This is a genomic window from Amycolatopsis sp. NPDC054798 (genome assembly GCF_053611505.1).
Window position 1 is genome coordinate 116,206 of sequence record NZ_JBSHAM010000012.1, and the last position, 14,443, is coordinate 130,648.

A 14,443-nucleotide genomic window follows, 5' to 3' on the forward strand; every position below is an offset into this window, starting at 1 on the left:
GGCGGATTTCGCCACTCAGCGGCGACGGTCGTTTTGCCTGCCGGGTTTGACATTGACATCGTGACAAGGTCTTCACTGGTCGGCGGAGGTGATCCCGATGAACTCGAACCAGATGAATTCCCAGCTCACGCGGCTGATCGAGGCGTTGGGCGCCGGGGACTCGTCGACGCGGCTGCAGGCCGCTCTGACGGTCGGAACGCACCCGGACGGCCCTGGTCTCGTCGAGGCGCTCGTCGCACGGTGCGCGATCGAGCCGGACTTTTACGTGCGCGACATGCTCACCTGGGCATTGACGCGGTTTCCGGCGACGGACACGGTGCCGCGGCTTCTCGACGAGCTGCAGTCTCCGGTCGCGCAGGCCCGGAGCCAGTCGCTGCACACGTTGTCCAAAATCGGCGACCGGGACGTGTGGCCAGCGATCACCCGATCGTTGCTGCGCGACGCGGACGACGAGGTCGCTAGAAGCGCTTGGTGGCAGCTGTCGTCCTCGTTCCGGACGGGGACAAGGCCGGGTTGGCGGCGGAACTGGTGACACAGCTCGGTCGCGGTGACCGGACCGTGCAGCTCAGCCTTAGCCGGGCGTTGGTCGCGCTCGGTCCCGTGATCGAGCCGGCTTTGGAGGCGGCATTGACGAGCACCGACCCGGCCGTTCGGGCACACGCCGCTGCCACTGAGCGGCTGCTTCGTGACCCGGACACCGGTTTCGACCAGGCCGTGGACGAGGCGAAACGGATCGTCGCGCTCGGTCCGGAGCGGGCTCAGGAAACCGCGTGCTGATCGGCGAGGTCGCCCGCCGCTCGGGGGTGAGTACCCGGATGCTCCGGCACTACGACGCCCTCGGGCTGGTGCGGCCGACCGGCCGCACCGTGGGCGGCTACCGCGAGTACTCCGCCGACGACATCCGCCGGATCTTCCACGTGGAAAGCCTCCGGTCGCTCGGGATGTCCCTGCGGCAGATCGGCCGGGCGCTGGAGGATCCCGCCTTCGTGCCGTCGGAGCTGGTCGGAGACCTCATCCGGCGGACTGAAGACCGGCTGAAGCGGGAACAGGAGCTGCTCGACCGGCTCCGTGCGGTCGATGCCTCGGCACCCTCCGGATGGGAGGGTGCCTTGCGCATCGTCGAACTGTTGCGCGGACTCAGTTCACCTGGTGCCGCTCGGCGGCAGCAGACCGTCTTGGCTCCTGCGGACGATGTGCCGGTCCCCGCGGAGGTGCTCGCCAGGGCAGTTCTCGCCGAATCCGATCCGAATGTCGCCGGCGCGCTGCGATGGGCTCTTGCCCGCACCGATGGCGACGGGGTGGCGAATGTGGCGTCCGGCCTTCGCTCGGAGAACGGTGACATTCGCCGGCGCGCGATCTTGGCACTCATCGAGTTGTCCGGCGACGAGGCGACTGCGGCGTTGATGGGTGCGCTCGCTAGTTCAGACGCGGTGGTTCGTCGGCATGCGGCGCTCGCTTTGGGGGCGCGCGGTGTTGAGGAGGTTGTGCCGACGCTTGTCGAAATGGTCGTCGAGGGGCGAAACGACGTCGAGGCGGCTGAGGTTTTGGGCGCGCTGGCGGATTCGGGAGTCGAGGGGATTGTCGGGGCGCTGGTCGAGGCGGCGGTGCTTTCTGAGGATTCTGCGGTGCGAATCCGGTTGACGCAGGCGCTCGCGGAGATGCCGGGGACGCTCGCGCTGGGGGCGTTGCGACGGTTGGCGGAGGATGAGGACCGGGCTGTGGCGTTGGTGGCTTCGGCGCTGGTGAAGGTTGTTGAAGAGCGTGCGGGTGTTGCTGGGGAGGGTGGCTGAAGGGCTCCTAGTCGTGTGCGGGTGACGGGCGGAGATTCGGGGGTGTCTTTGCTGGTCAGGGGCATTTGCCATTTATTGGCGAAAGTTGCTGTGGGGTGCGTTGCCGTTCATCGACGAATGGCGTCTGGCGTGGTTGGCCGGGTGACAGCTTGCGGGATGAATTGCCGTTGGCTGGCGAAAGCTGCGGGGTTAGCTGCCGGGGCGACGGAGTGGGTGTTCGCCGCTGAGTGGTGAGGGCTGCGACGGCGGGTTGCCGCTCAATGGCGAAGGCTGCGGCAGCGGCTGTTGCCGCTGAGCGGCGACGAACGCGACGGCAGATTTTGCCGGGAAGTGGCAACGAGCGTGGCGGACTGGTTTTGTCGCTGAGCGGCGACGAGCGTGGCGGGCTGAGGTTCGCCGCTGAGCGGCGACGGCCTGGTTGAACGGTTGCTGTGCATTAGCCGGGGCGCGGAGACGGATGTTGCCGTTAAATGGCGATGGTGGGTTCAGCGGTCGGGGGTCGTCGGCTGGCGTCGTGATGCTGAGTCGCCGTTGAGTGGCGATGTTGTGCTGAGCCGTCGCTGTGGGGTGACGGTGTCCAGGGTTGGTGAGGACGTTGCCATTGAGTGGCGACGTAATGCTGGGGTCGTCGTTGGGTGGGCAGAGCGTGCGGCATCGGCCAAGCGGTTGCCGTTGAGTGGCGGAAGCGTGGAAGTGTTGCCGTTATTCGGCGACGCGCGCGATTAGTTCCGGGAGCTGTCCGGTTGCTGCGGCCAGGGCGAGGTGGTCGCCGTAGTCGCGAGACTCGACGATCTGCCCGTCTCGGATGCGCATTGCGAAGATGTTGTTCACCTGGAACGTCACCCCGGCGCTGGTTTCGCCTACATAGGTCGATTCGCCGATGATGACTTCTGGGTCGGTACTCAGGTGGAGCACTAAGTCGGTCACCTCGATGCGGAAGGCTGCCGCGGCGCCTGCGGCGAAGTGGGCGCGCAGGTCGTCGCGGGTGCGGAGGACGGGGGCACCGGGCAGGAACGGGTGTCGGACATCGGTTTTCGCCGCATAGAGGTCGGGGAGTTCGGACCAGCGTCCGTCGGCGACGCCGAAGACGACTCGTTGGAAAACGCCTTCACGGGTGTTCGGGGAGAAGAGTTCAGCCGGGCGGGGCGCGATGGGGCGGGGTTCGTAAGCGGGGGCCTGTGCGTATGCCTCGACTAGTCCTGCGGTCGCGTTTTGGATGGCGGCCAGGCGGAGGTAGTCGTGATAGTCGCGGGTGTGGGTGAGGAGTCCGTCGCGGGCGCGGAGGACTTGGATGTTGGCTGTTTCGGTTGTCCGGCCGGTTTTCCGCGACTCCGCTGTGTACTGGTATTCGGCGACGATGACCTCGGGGTCGGCGGTTTCGTGGATGGTCACGTCGTGGCGTTTGAGATGAAGGGTCTGGGCCAGACCGCTGACGAAACGGTCGTGCAGTGCGGCGCGGCCTTCCATGCGTCCGGGCCTGGGTACGGCGGTGGGGTGTTCGACGACGGTGTCTTCGGCGTAGAGCTGTGCGAGGTCGGCGAAGCGGCCGTCGGTGATTCCGGTGGAGAGCTGGTTGAACAGGTCGCGTGGGGTGGACATGAGGGTCTCCGCGGGGTCGATTAACCGGAGTCGGTAGTCCGCTACGATACGGACTACCGACTCCGGTTGTCTACCCGTGGGCGAGTTGCCGATTAGTGGCGACTGAGGCGGTGCAGCAGCTCTTGGGCGGCGGGGCTGTCGCATGCTTCCGCCCAGCCTTCGGGGGTGCTGTCCCAGAGGGCGTCGCGGGCGGTGAGGTCTGCGCCGGCATTTACGAGGAGTTCGATGACGTCCAGCCGGTTGCTTTGGGCGGCCAGGTGCAGTGCCGTGACACCGACGCCGTGGCGTGGTCCGCCGAAGGTGCCGACGTGGTTGACGTTCGCGCCCAGCGAAAGCAGGGTCTCTGTTGCCGCTGAGTGGCCACACGTCGCGGCCCACGCCAGGGCTGTGCCGCGGTAGACGTCGGCGTCCAGGTTCGCGCCGCGCGACGCCAGGGTGCGGAGTGCGGCTAGTTGGTTGTTGCGGGCGGCCCAGGACAGGGATTCGTCGAGGATTTCTGTCGGGTCGTTTGCTGGCTGCCAGAAGGGAAAACCGCTGTGCGGGCGGTAGAAATCACGGTGCGCGCCGGCTGCTGGTGAAAGAGTCCCCTTTGGACTGACGAGTTCATCCAGCAGTGCGTCGTCGCCGAGACCGGCTGCGACGCGAAGGTTGCGAGGGGACCGTTCGCGCGTCGCCAGTTTTTCGGCAACAGCGCGATTTCCCCAAAATAGAGCCACAATGAGCGGGGTTCCGCCGTCGCCGCGAGCCGAGACGGTCAAGGGTGCGCCGGAGTTGATCAAGAGGTCGGCGATCAGTGGTAAGTTGCTGTAGGCGGCTTGATGTAAGGCAGTCCATCCGTGTGCGTTGGCTCGCGCGGGGTCGGCACCGTGGGCGAGCAGGACGCGGACGAGGCGTTCGTCGTGTGTCGCGGAGGCCATGCCGAGGAGATCGTTCCCGTTCGTGCCTCGGGCGTGGGCTAGGTGCGGGGCTTCGGTGAGCAGTTTTGCCAGGCCGTCCAGATCTCGTGCTTCGACCAGCTGATAGGCCCGGGCGAAGGGTTCGCCGTTTTTCGGCAGATCCTCGACATGGGCCTTCAGCGCCCGCCAAGTCGGGAAGCCGTGCTCCTGGGCGATGACGGTTAACGCGCCGGAGCGGGTCAGCGGTTGTTCGTGGCGGTCGAAGGCGGCGCGGGCGGCTGGGGTGCCGTCGTCGGCTGAGGCGAGGAGGCCGACGGCGCGGCCGCGGTAGTACTCGACGTCTTGGTGGTAGGCGTGCTGGACGTCCGGGCCGTGTTCGGCGATTCGGCGTACGTATGTCTGAAGCTGCGGCCAGCTGGGGAATCCGTAGCTGCGAGCGAGCCGGAACTGCGCTTCCGACAGTGCGATCGCGTCGGCGCGGGCGAGTTCTTTCGCCTGTTTGCGGAGCTGGCCGAGGTTGGGGTTGGCGGGCAAGGCCGTCATCAAGGGGTCCTTCCTTCCCTTGCGCGCCCCGTGGTCCGCCGGCACCGGGCAGGGAAGAAGGAAAGCTCGGCAACTCGTGGTACGGGGGTGGGCTCAGCCCTTTCCGCGGACAGGACGCGGCCCCTGCCGCGCGACCAACACTGTAACTCAGAAGGCTTAACGTCCGCCGGTGATGACGCTGACAGCGATGCCGAGGGTGGCCGTGTTGTACATGAACGACAGCACGCTGTGCGCGAGCACCAGGGAACGGATCGACGTCGTCCGCGTTTCGACGTCCGAGACCGCGAAGCTCGTCCCGATGGTGAACGCGAAATAGGTGAAATCTGCCAGCGTGGGACGCTCGGTTTCAGGAAAATGGAAGTGTTGCGTCGGCAGGCTGTCGTAGTACAGCTGGGCGTAGCGTTCCGCGTAGCCGAAGTGCAGGATCGCCCAGGCCAGCAGAACCGCGGGCACGCCGGTGATCTTCGCGGCGGCCAGGTCGATGCCGGCCGTTTCCGGCAGGACGATCGACAGTCCGGCGGTCACGCCGACGAGGCTGGTCAACAGAGTGAACAGCAATCCGAGCCGGCGGCCGAGAACGCCTTTCAGCCATCGGGCATTGGTGCGACCGGTTTTCCGGCTGCGTGACACTCGCGCGATCCGGATGCCGAGGTAGACCAGCGCGAGCAGATCCCAGAAGAGAAGGGCGACGACGTTGTCGTCTTGGACGAAGGTGAGGATTCCCAGGATCAGCAGGATGAGTTCGACCATCCGGGACGCGGCGAGGGCGAGCTTCGTGAACACCGGCGGCTCCCGGGGCGAACGCGGGCGAGGCGTCTCGCGAAGATAACAGCGGGTCGTGGCCGCTGAACGGCGAAACGGTCCCGCGGGGGTCGCCCGTTCAGGGGAAGTGCTGGCCGGGAACCTCGCGGCGGACGGGGAAGTGCGGGAATGTCTGCGATGAACGTAAAAGTGCCCGTATGCAGGAGATAGACGGTTTCGCCGTTTAGTGGCGAATCCGTGGTGAGCTGGAGTTCCGGCATCCGAGAAGGCTTCGGTGACTGTGGGGCGGCCCGGGCGGAGGGGTCGGGAACAGGCGGGGTGGGGCTTTCGCGACAAGCTCCGAAAGCCCCACCGGGAATCAGGGGGCCAACGGGGCGAGGCGACGCCAGCCGTCCACCGGAATCTCCGGTCCGTCCCCGAGGACCTGGACGCAGACATGGTTCGCGCCGGCGTCGAAGTGTGCGCGGATTCGGTCGGCGACGTCCTGCTCGCTGCGGTAGGCCACGATCGCGTCGACAAGACGGTCGCTGCCGCCGTCGGCCAGATCTTCCTCGGTGTAGCCGAGGCGGCGCAGATTCGCTCGTTGGTGTGCGGCCATTCGCACGTATCCAGCGACATGTTCGCGGGCGATTTGCCGCGCCCGTAACGGATCTGAGCCGAGGACGACGGCTTGTTCGACGGCGAGGTAGGCGTCGGGTCCCATCGTTTCCCGGGCGACCGCTGTATGCTCCGGAGAGACGAAGTACGTGTGCGCACCGTCGGTCCGGGCCGCCGCGAGTTTCAGCATCTTTGGCCCGAGCGCGGCGAGCAGCCGCCGCGGCCGAGCGGGGGCCCCGGAAGAAAAATCCAGGTCCGCCGTGTCCATGGCGTCGAGATAATCCTGCATCGCAACTCCTCCGCCGCCAGGCCGATGGCCGCCGAGCCCGAGCGTGAACCGGCCTGGATACGCCTCGGCCAGCGTGCGTCCGGCAGCTTCAGCGGCAGCCGCTGACCGTTCGGAAAACCGGGCGATCCCTGTCGCCACGCCTAACTTCGTGGTCGTTTCGAGCAGCAACGCGGCTTGAGTGAACGCCTCGCGCCCGCGGTATTCGCCGAACCACAGTGCGGTGAAGCCCAGCGACTCGACCTCGCCCGCAGCCGCGCGTACTTCGCCAATTTCCTTGCCGTCAAAGGCAAACGTCCAGATTCCGACTGTCATCGCGTCCCTGCCTTCCGCGTCGGCGGTCGGCTTCGCGAACAAATCCACAACAGACTCCCAGAAGTAGCGCAGCGTTGATCCCGGCGCAGCCCTGCTGGGGCGTCCACCGGGGACGCGCTCCGAACCAGAGGCTGCCTCCGGTTAATATACGGAGGTACCCTCCGATTTGTCACGGGATAAGCTCCGGTTCGAGATGACCGACGCCAAGCCGATGCGCGCGGACGCCCGCCGCAACTACGAACGCCTGCTGGCCGAAGCGAGGCGCGCCTTCGCCGAGCGCGGCGTCGACGCTTCGCTCGAGGAAATCGCCCGCAACGCCGGCGTCGGGATCGGCACCCTCTACCGCCACTTCCCGACGAGAGAAGATCTGGTCGAGACGCTGTTGCGGGACCGGTTCGACACCCAGGCGGAAAAGGCGCGCGAGCTGCTGCTCGCCGAGGATCCGCTCGACGGGCTGTACACCTGGCTCATCGGCTTCGGCGAGACCTCCGCGGTTTACCGTGGCCTTACCGAAATGCTGGCCGAAGCGTTCGACGATCCGGAGTCGCGGCTGCACGCCTCCTGCGAAGCGATGCGCGAAGCGGCGTCCCATCTAGTGGACAGGGCGCAGGCGGCCGGCGTTTTCCGCACCGACGTGACTGTCCAAGAGCTGCTTTTGCTGCTGCACGGCGCTTCCTGGGCCGGATCCCATCTTCCGGGAGAAGGCGGTACAGAGCGCCTGATGGCGCTTGTCTTCACCGGATTACGAACAAGTGAACAGCGGGGGCAGCGGGTTGTCAGCGCGCCGCGTTAAACTCCCGCGAGTCCGGGCACAACGACGTGCGCCGCGAGAGAGCGTCCTCGATTTCGTGACCAGATAGTGGGAGCCGCATCGTGACCAAGCCCAGCAAACCCGTAGTCCTCATCGCGGAGAAGCTCGCGCCCTCCGTGCTGAGTGTGTTCGGTGAAGAGGTAGAGGTCCGGCACGTGGACGGCACCGACCGTCCCGCTCTGCTCGAGGCGGTGAAGAGCGCCGACGCGCTCTTGGTCCGATCCGCTACCAAGGTCGACGCCGAGGTGCTCGGGGCGACCACCCAGCTGAAGGTCGTCGCCCGCGCGGGCGTCGGCCTGGACAACGTCGAGGTCCCGGCGGCCACCGAGCGCGGCGTGCTCGTGGTGAACGCGCCGACGTCGAACATCGTCTCCGCCGCCGAGCACGCGGTCGCGCTGCTGCTCGCGGTCGCCCGCCGCGTTCCCGCCGCCGACCAGAGCCTGCGCGGCGGCGAGTGGAAGCGCAGCTCGTTCTCCGGCGTCGAAATCAACGGCAAGACGGTCGGTGTCGTCGGGCTCGGCAAGATCGGCCAGCTGTTCGCCCAGCGGCTCGCCGCCTTCGGCACGAAGCTCATCGCGTACGACCCCTACGTCTCGGCCGCGCGCGCCGCCCAGCTGGGCATCGAGCTGGTCACCCTCGACGAGCTGCTGGAACGCGCCGACGCGATCTCCATCCACCTGCCGAAGACGCCGGAGACCAAGGGTCTCATCGACGCCGAGGCGCTCAAGAAGACCAAGCCCGGCGTGATCATCGTCAACGCCGCCCGCGGCGGTCTGATCGTCGAGGAGGCGCTGGCCGACGCGGTCCGCAGCGGCCACGTCGGCGGCGCGGGCATCGACGTGTTCGTCACCGAGCCGACCACCGAAAGCCCGCTGTTCAACCTGCCGAACGTCGTCGTCACGCCGCACCTCGGCGCGTCGACCGCGGAGGCGCAGGACCGCGCGGGCACGGACGTGGCGCGTTCGGTGCTGCTGGCGCTGCGCGGCGACTTCGTGCCGGACGCCGTGAACGTGTCCGGCGGCGGCGCGGTCGGCGAGCACGTGCGGCCGTACCTGTCGCTCACTCAGAAGCTCGGCCAGGTGCTGACCGCGCTTAACCCGAAGGCTCCGGCGTCGCTGACGGTCGAGGTCAAGGGCGAGATCTCCAGCGAAGACACCGCGGTGCTGAAGCTGGCAGCGCTGCGCGGGCTGTTCGCGGGCGTGGTCGAGGACCAGGTCACCTTCGTCAACGCGCCGCGGCTGGCCGAGGAACTCGGCGTGCAGGCGGAGCTGGTTTCCGAATCGGAGAGCCCGAAGTTCCGCAGCCTGGTCACCGTCCGCGCGGTGCACGGCGACGGCGCGACGCTCACCGTGTCCGGTTCGGTCACCGGCAAGGACGAGGTCGAGAAGATCGTCGAGGTCAAGGGCCGGCACTTCGACCTCCGCGCCGAGGGCGACGTCCTGGTGATCGAGTACCCGGACCGCCCCGGTGTCATGGGCCGCGTCGGCACGCTGCTCGGCGAGGCGGGCATCAACATCGAGGCCGCGCAGATCAGCCAGAGCACCGACGGTTCCGACTCGATCATGCTGCTGCGCGTCGACCGGCACGTCGACGCCAACGTGCTCGAGCCGATCGGAGCCACTGTCGGCGCGCACACCATTCGCGCCGTCGACTTCAGCTAGTCCCGATTCCGCACCACGGCCCCTTTCCCGGACTCCCGGGGAAGGGGCCGTTCTGTCGTTCACCCGTACCGGCAACATTCGGGTAACGGACCTTTTTCCGCACGAAAGTAGGGGTTTCGGGCGGCTAGGTTCTTGCCGCGAGGCTGAACCACGCGCCGTGAGAGCACGGGGCGGCGCCGGTGCTCACCGTCGGGGGTGCGAATGGTGAGCGCGGGCAGGTTCGTGATCCGGGCCTCGAGAAGGGGTTACTCATGAGCAGAACCCGGTTGTCCGGGTGGGCTGCCCGCTCGGTGGTCGTGGGTTCCGCGGTGATGCTGGCGGCGGCGGTCGCCGTGCCCGCGGCGTCCGCGCAGAGCGCGCCGCTGGCCGAGCCGGTCGCTCCGGCGAAGATCGACGCGAGCAAGGTCCAGGACAAGCTTTCGCCCCGCCTGAGCGCGGCGCAGGGGCAGATCACCGCGTTCGTCGAGCTGGCCAAGAAACCCGCGGTGGACGCGTTCAAGGAGGAGCAGGGCAAGGGCAAGGAGAAGGCCAAGCAAGCGGCGAAGGCGGCCAAGGCCGACGTCGCCGCAGCGGTCAGCTCCGTCGTCGGGCAACTGCGGGCCGCGGACGCGGGCACGAAGCTGGTCACGCAGACGGCCAACGCGGTCCCCGGCGCTGTCGTCACCGCGGACGCGGGCAAGATCCGCCAGCTCGCGGAACGGCCGGACGTCGTCTCGGTGCGCACGGTCGTGCCGAAGAACCGCACCAACGCCAGCGCTGAACAACTCACCAACACGCTTGTCAGCTGGCAGAAAACCGGCAAGTTCGGCGACAACATCCGCGTCGGCGTGATCGACGACGGCATCGACTACACCCACGCCGACTTCGGCGGCCCCGGCACGGCCGAGGCGTACAAGGCGGTCGACCGCGCCAAGCCGTCGCCGTTGTTCCCGAGCGCCAAGGTGGTCGGCGGCACCGACCTCGTCGGCGACGACTACGACTCCGCGGGCAAGACCGGATCGCCGACGCCGGTGCCGGACCCCAACCCGATCGCGTGCGGCGAGCACGGCACGCACGTCGCGGGCACCATCGGCGGCTTCGGCGTCAACGCCGACGGCAGCACGTTCACCGGCGACTACAAGAAGCTGAACAAGAAGACGCTCGACGCCATGCGGATCGGGCCGGGCACCGCGCCGAAGGCGCTGCTCTACGCGATCAAGGTGTTCGGCTGCAAGGGTTCCACGAACGTCACCTCGCAGGCGCTGGACTGGGCGCTCGACCCGGACGGCGACGGCGACTTCACCGACCACCTCGACGTCGTGAACCTGTCGCTGGGCAGCGACTTCGGCGCGCCGGACGACCCGGACTCGCTGTTCGTGCGCAAGCTCGCGCAGAACAACGTGCTGCCGGTGATCTCGGCGGGCAACGGCGGCGACATCAACGACATCGCCGGTTCGCCGGGCAACACCCCGGAAGCGCTCACCGTGGCCAGCAGCCGCGACGCGGGCGAACTGCGGGACGCGATCGAGGTCAAGACGCCGACCGCGGGGCAGCAGCCGGGCCAGTACAGCCAGGAGTACACCGGCTACGACAGCCTCGACCTCACCGCTGGAGTGGTCGCGCTTTCGGCGGGCAACAACGCCGGCTGCGCCGCCTATTCGGCTGAGGACAAGGCAAAGGTCGCGGGCAAGATCGCGTGGCTGGAGTGGGACGACAACGACGCCACCCGGCCGTGCGGTTCCGCCGCGCGCGCCAACAACGCGCAGGCCGCTGGCGCCAAGGGCGTGCTGCTTTCGTCCACTGTGGAGCACTTCGGCGCTGGTATCGCGGGCAACGCGGCGGTGCCGATGTTCCAGCTCACCGGCAAGGCCACCCAGTCCGTGCGGGCCGGCCTGAGCGCGGGCACGCTCACCGTGCGGCTGTTCGGAGCCGGGCGGACCACGCTGCAGACCTACGACCAGTCCATCGTGGACACTCCCAGCTCGTTCACCTCGCGCGGCGGACGCGGTCCGTCGGTGAAGCCGGACGTCGCCGCTCCTGGCGACACGATCACGTCGGCGTTCCGCGGTAGCGGCAACGAGCGGCTGGTCATCTCGGGCACGTCGATGGCCGCGCCGCACACGTCGGGCATCACGGCGCTGGTCCGCCAGGCGCATCCGGACTGGAGCGTCGAAGAGGTCAAGGCCGACGTCGTGGGCACCGCGGTGCACGACATCACTGACGGCGCTGGCCACACCTACGGCCCGCAGCGCGTCGGTGCCGGCCGGATCGACGCGAAAGCCGCGCTGGACAACCAGGTTCTCGCGTATGTGCAGGACGACCCGGGCGCGGTGAGCGTCACGTTCGGCACTGTCGAGGCGGCCGGACCGGTGACCTTGAGCAAGACGATCAAGGTGGTCAACAAGGGTGTCAAGGCGGCCGAGTACTCGGTGGGCTACGAGGCGGTCAACAGCCTGCCCGGCGTTGAGTACACAGTGGACAAGAACTCGGTGAAGCTGAACCCGCGCGGGGTCGCGACGGTGAAGGTGACGCTGAAGATCACTGACCCGAAGGCGCTGCGCAAGGTTCTCGACCCGACCATGGCGGCTTCGCAAGCCGGGCTCGCGCGGCAGTTCGTGGCCGACGCTTCGGGCCGGGTCGCGTTCACCCCGAAGAACGGCGCGACCGTTCCGCTGCGGGTGGCCGTGTACTCGTCGCCGAAGCCGGTTTCGGCGATCACCACCCCGGGCGGCGTGCGCTTCGGCGCGAACGCCGACCAGGCCGTGCTGAACCTCGGCGGCAAGGGCATCGACCAGGGCAGCGGCTCCCAGCGGTACCGCTCGCTGATCAGCGTGCTCGAACTGCAGGCCGAATCGCCCCAGCTGCCGGAATGCGACGCGCACGTCACGTCCGACTGCACCCTCAACCGCACCGCGAAGGGCGGCGACCTGCGCTACATCGGCGCGGCGTCGACGGCCCCGCTCGCCAAGGCGCAGGGGGAGCCGGAGAACGCGGTGCTGGCGTTCGGGATCACGACCTGGAGCGATTTCGCGAACCTCGGCAGCAACACGGTGCCCTTCGTGGACATCGACACCACCGGCGACGGCAAGCCGGACTTCGAAACCTTCGTGACGAAGGCGAAGGGGTCGGACGTGCTGCTCGTCAACACGGTGTCGCTGACCAAGCCGGGCAACCCGTCGGTGGACCTGCAGGCGATCAACGGACAGCTCGGCGACGTCGACACCAACGTGTTCGACACGAACGTGATGGTGCTGCCGGTCAGCATCGCCGCGCTCGGCATCGACCCGAAGGAGGCGTCGCACCGGATCAGCTACACGGTCGGCACCAGCGGGTACTACGTCGCGCCGGGAACCACGAACGGGTTGATCGACGCGGTCAGCACTCCGCTGTCGTTCGACGCGCTCGCGCCGGCGTACTCGGCTCAGGGCGGCGGCGACGCGGCGCTGGGCTACGTCGCCAAGCCGGGCACGGCTCTGGTGGTCAACCGCAACAAGGCCGCGCTCGCCGGGGACAAGGCGAAGGGCCTGCTGGCGATCGAGCACCACAACGCGGCCGGGCAGCGCGCCGCGGTCGTGCGGATCGAATCGGAGGTGCCGCGCGGCTGACCCCGGTTCACCCTTTAAGGGGAACTTGAGGTGGGCCGCGAAAGTGGCCGCATAGCGAGACGCGGGGGCTTGCCAAGGCTGTCCGGCCTGGGCAAGCCCCCGTTTCCGTTCGCCCGAACGGGTGTCTCACCCTGTGGGAGGATGCGGCATAAGGGTGGTGCGGCTACGGCACCTTGTCTACGGCCGGTAACCTTCCGCTGCTGGCGTTTTTGTGCGAATGGGCCATCGGTGCGCCCGGTGGCCTGGGCTACGGAGGTGTGTGGATGCGGCTCGCGGTGATCCCAGGGGACGGGATCGGGCCCGAGGTGGTCTCCGAAGCGCTCAAGGTGCTCGGTGAGGTAGCACCGGCGGCGGAGATCACGAACTACGACCTCGGTGCCTCGCGGTGGCACGCCACCGGGGAGCTGCTCCCGGAGTCGGTGCTCGGCGAACTGCGCCAGCACGACGCGATTCTGCTCGGCGCGGTCGGCGACCCGACTGTGCCCAGCGGCATCCTCGAGCGCGGCCTGCTGCTGAGGCTGCGGTTCGAGTTGGACCACCACGTCAACCTGCGCCCGGCGCGGCTGTACCCGGGGGTGCGCGGCCCGCTGGCCGACGCCGGGGACGTCGACATGGTCGTGGTGCGCGAAGGCACCGAAGGCCCGTACGCGGGCAACGGCGGCCTGCTGCGCAAGGACACCGAGCACGAGATCGCCACCGAGGTCAGCGTCAACACGGCCTTCGGCGTGCGGCGCGTGGTCGCGGACGCGTTCAACCGCGCCGAGGAGCGTCCGCGCAAGCACCTCACGCTCGTCCACAAGACCAACGTGCTCGAGCACGCCGGCTCGTTGTGGTCGCGGATCGTCGAAGAAGTTTCGCTGGAGCACCCGGACGTCACCGTCGCGTACTCGCACGTGGATGCCGCGACGATTCACATGGTCACCGACCCGTCGCGGTTCGACGTGATCGTCACCGACAACCTTTTCGGCGACATCATCACCGACCTCGCGGCCGCGGTGACTGGCGGCATCGGTCTCGCCGCCAGCGGCAACCTCGACATCACGCGCCGGAACCCGAGCATGTTCGAGCCGGTGCACGGCAGCGCGCCGGACATCGCCGGCCAGGGGCTCGCCGACCCGACCGCCGCGGTGCTGTCGGTGTCGCTCCTGCTGGACCACCTCGGCCAGAAGGAAGCGGCGCGGCGGATCGAGGCCTCGGTGGCCTTCGACCTCGCCACGCGCGACCAGTCGTCGCCGGGCGCGACCCAGGCCATCGGCGACCGCCTCGCGGCGCTGGTCTCGTCCAACGTCCGTCAGGTCGGCTGACCGCCTGAGCTTTTCGGACCCCCGCCGCGGAAGCCGGTCGAAATCCGGCGCTGACCCGCAACGGTAGGCCTTCGGCTCCTTCACCGGAGCCGAAGGCGAGCCCGATACCGGCGGGGGTTCCTCGAACCTCGTCCCCTCCCGTCGTGGTCTGCGGGAGACGACACTCCCGCCGTCGGCGGCTGCCGTCTTTTGCCCGCGGGCCCACTGTCTCGATTGGGTCCTCGCCGGTGGTGTCTTCGTCTGAAGAGCGTTCAGCTTGTCGTGGCCCTGTGTCTGAGGGGGCCGGGGATTCGCC

General features: G+C 68.2%; 9 protein-coding genes, 1 pseudogene and 1 riboswitch. Of the genes and pseudogenes, 6 read left to right on the forward strand and 4 right to left on the reverse strand.

What is annotated here, in order from left to right; genetic code table 11:
- Window positions 1-97: 97 nt before the first annotated feature.
- A pseudogene (locus ACWGIC_RS10905) lies at window positions 98-777 on the forward strand (HEAT repeat domain-containing protein).
- Window positions 771-1,790, forward strand: coding sequence for a HEAT repeat domain-containing protein (locus ACWGIC_RS10910; RefSeq protein WP_452075699.1), 1,020 nt, complete (start codon window positions 771-773; stop codon window positions 1,788-1,790). The pseudogene ACWGIC_RS10905 and the gene ACWGIC_RS10910 overlap by 7 nt, the downstream one beginning before the upstream one ends.
- A gap of 702 nt (window positions 1,791-2,492) precedes the next feature.
- On the opposite strand, the gene ACWGIC_RS10915 is transcribed toward ACWGIC_RS10910, so the two are convergent.
- From ACWGIC_RS10915 to ACWGIC_RS10930, 4 genes are all read right to left on the reverse strand, one after another.
- Window positions 2,493-3,389: a nuclear transport factor 2 family protein gene (locus tag ACWGIC_RS10915; protein ID WP_452075700.1), complete on the reverse strand. Its 897-nt coding sequence runs from the start codon at window positions 3,387-3,389 to the stop codon at window positions 2,493-2,495.
- 92 nt (window positions 3,390-3,481) lie between these two features.
- On the reverse strand, window positions 3,482-4,828 hold the full coding sequence (locus tag ACWGIC_RS10920; protein ID WP_452075701.1) for an ankyrin repeat domain-containing protein: 1,347 nt from the start codon (window positions 4,826-4,828) through the stop codon (window positions 3,482-3,484).
- Window positions 4,829-4,984: 156 nt separating this feature from the next.
- Window positions 4,985-5,611, reverse strand: coding sequence for a DUF1345 domain-containing protein (locus ACWGIC_RS10925; RefSeq protein WP_452075702.1), 627 nt, complete (start codon window positions 5,609-5,611; stop codon window positions 4,985-4,987).
- Between the two features lie 337 nt (window positions 5,612-5,948).
- On the reverse strand, window positions 5,949-6,788 hold the full coding sequence (locus ACWGIC_RS10930; RefSeq protein ID WP_452075725.1) for a TIGR03620 family F420-dependent LLM class oxidoreductase: 840 nt from the start codon (window positions 6,786-6,788) through the stop codon (window positions 5,949-5,951).
- Between the two features lie 193 nt (window positions 6,789-6,981).
- Here ACWGIC_RS10930 and ACWGIC_RS10935 point away from each other — a divergent pair, with 193 nt between their 5' ends.
- From ACWGIC_RS10935 to ACWGIC_RS10950, 4 genes are all read left to right on the forward strand, one after another.
- Window positions 6,982-7,581 carry a TetR/AcrR family transcriptional regulator gene (locus tag ACWGIC_RS10935; protein ID WP_452075703.1) on the forward strand — a complete coding sequence of 200 codons (600 nt, stop codon included), beginning with the start codon at window positions 6,982-6,984 and terminating at the stop codon, window positions 7,579-7,581.
- A gap of 80 nt (window positions 7,582-7,661) precedes the next feature.
- The gene (serA, locus tag ACWGIC_RS10940) at window positions 7,662-9,260 is read left to right on the forward strand and encodes a phosphoglycerate dehydrogenase (protein WP_452075704.1); all 1,599 of its coding nucleotides are present in this window, start codon (window positions 7,662-7,664) and stop codon (window positions 9,258-9,260) included.
- A 251-nt stretch (window positions 9,261-9,511) separates the two neighbouring features.
- Entirely contained in the window at window positions 9,512-12,844 is a 3,333-nt protein-coding gene (locus ACWGIC_RS10945; protein WP_452075705.1) for a S8 family peptidase, read from the forward strand.
- Window positions 12,845-13,107: 263 nt separating this feature from the next.
- Entirely contained in the window at window positions 13,108-14,148 is a 1,041-nt protein-coding gene (locus tag ACWGIC_RS10950) for a 3-isopropylmalate dehydrogenase (RefSeq protein ID WP_452075706.1), read from the forward strand.
- 4 nt (window positions 14,149-14,152) lie between these two features.
- Window positions 14,153-14,278: riboswitch (cobalamin riboswitch) on the forward strand.
- Window positions 14,279-14,443: the final 165 nt, after the last annotated feature.

Excerpts from the sequence above, each read along its gene's own strand:
- ACWGIC_RS10950 (WP_452075706.1), top strand. The coding sequence starts at position 13,108 with ATGCGGCTCGCGGTGATCCCAGGGGACGGGATCGGGCCCGAGGTGGTC.
- ACWGIC_RS10935 (WP_452075703.1), top strand. The coding sequence starts at position 6,982 with ATGACCGACGCCAAGCCGATGCGCGCGGACGCCCGCCGCAACTACGAA.
- ACWGIC_RS10920 (WP_452075701.1), bottom strand. The coding sequence starts at position 4,828 with ATGACGGCCTTGCCCGCCAACCCCAACCTCGGCCAGCTCCGCAAACAG.
- ACWGIC_RS10945 (WP_452075705.1), top strand. The coding sequence starts at position 9,512 with ATGAGCAGAACCCGGTTGTCCGGGTGGGCTGCCCGCTCGGTGGTCGTG.
- ACWGIC_RS10930 (WP_452075725.1), bottom strand. The coding sequence starts at position 6,788 with ATGACAGTCGGAATCTGGACGTTTGCCTTTGACGGCAAGGAAATTGGC.
- ACWGIC_RS10915 (WP_452075700.1), bottom strand. The coding sequence starts at position 3,389 with ATGTCCACCCCACGCGACCTGTTCAACCAGCTCTCCACCGGAATCACC.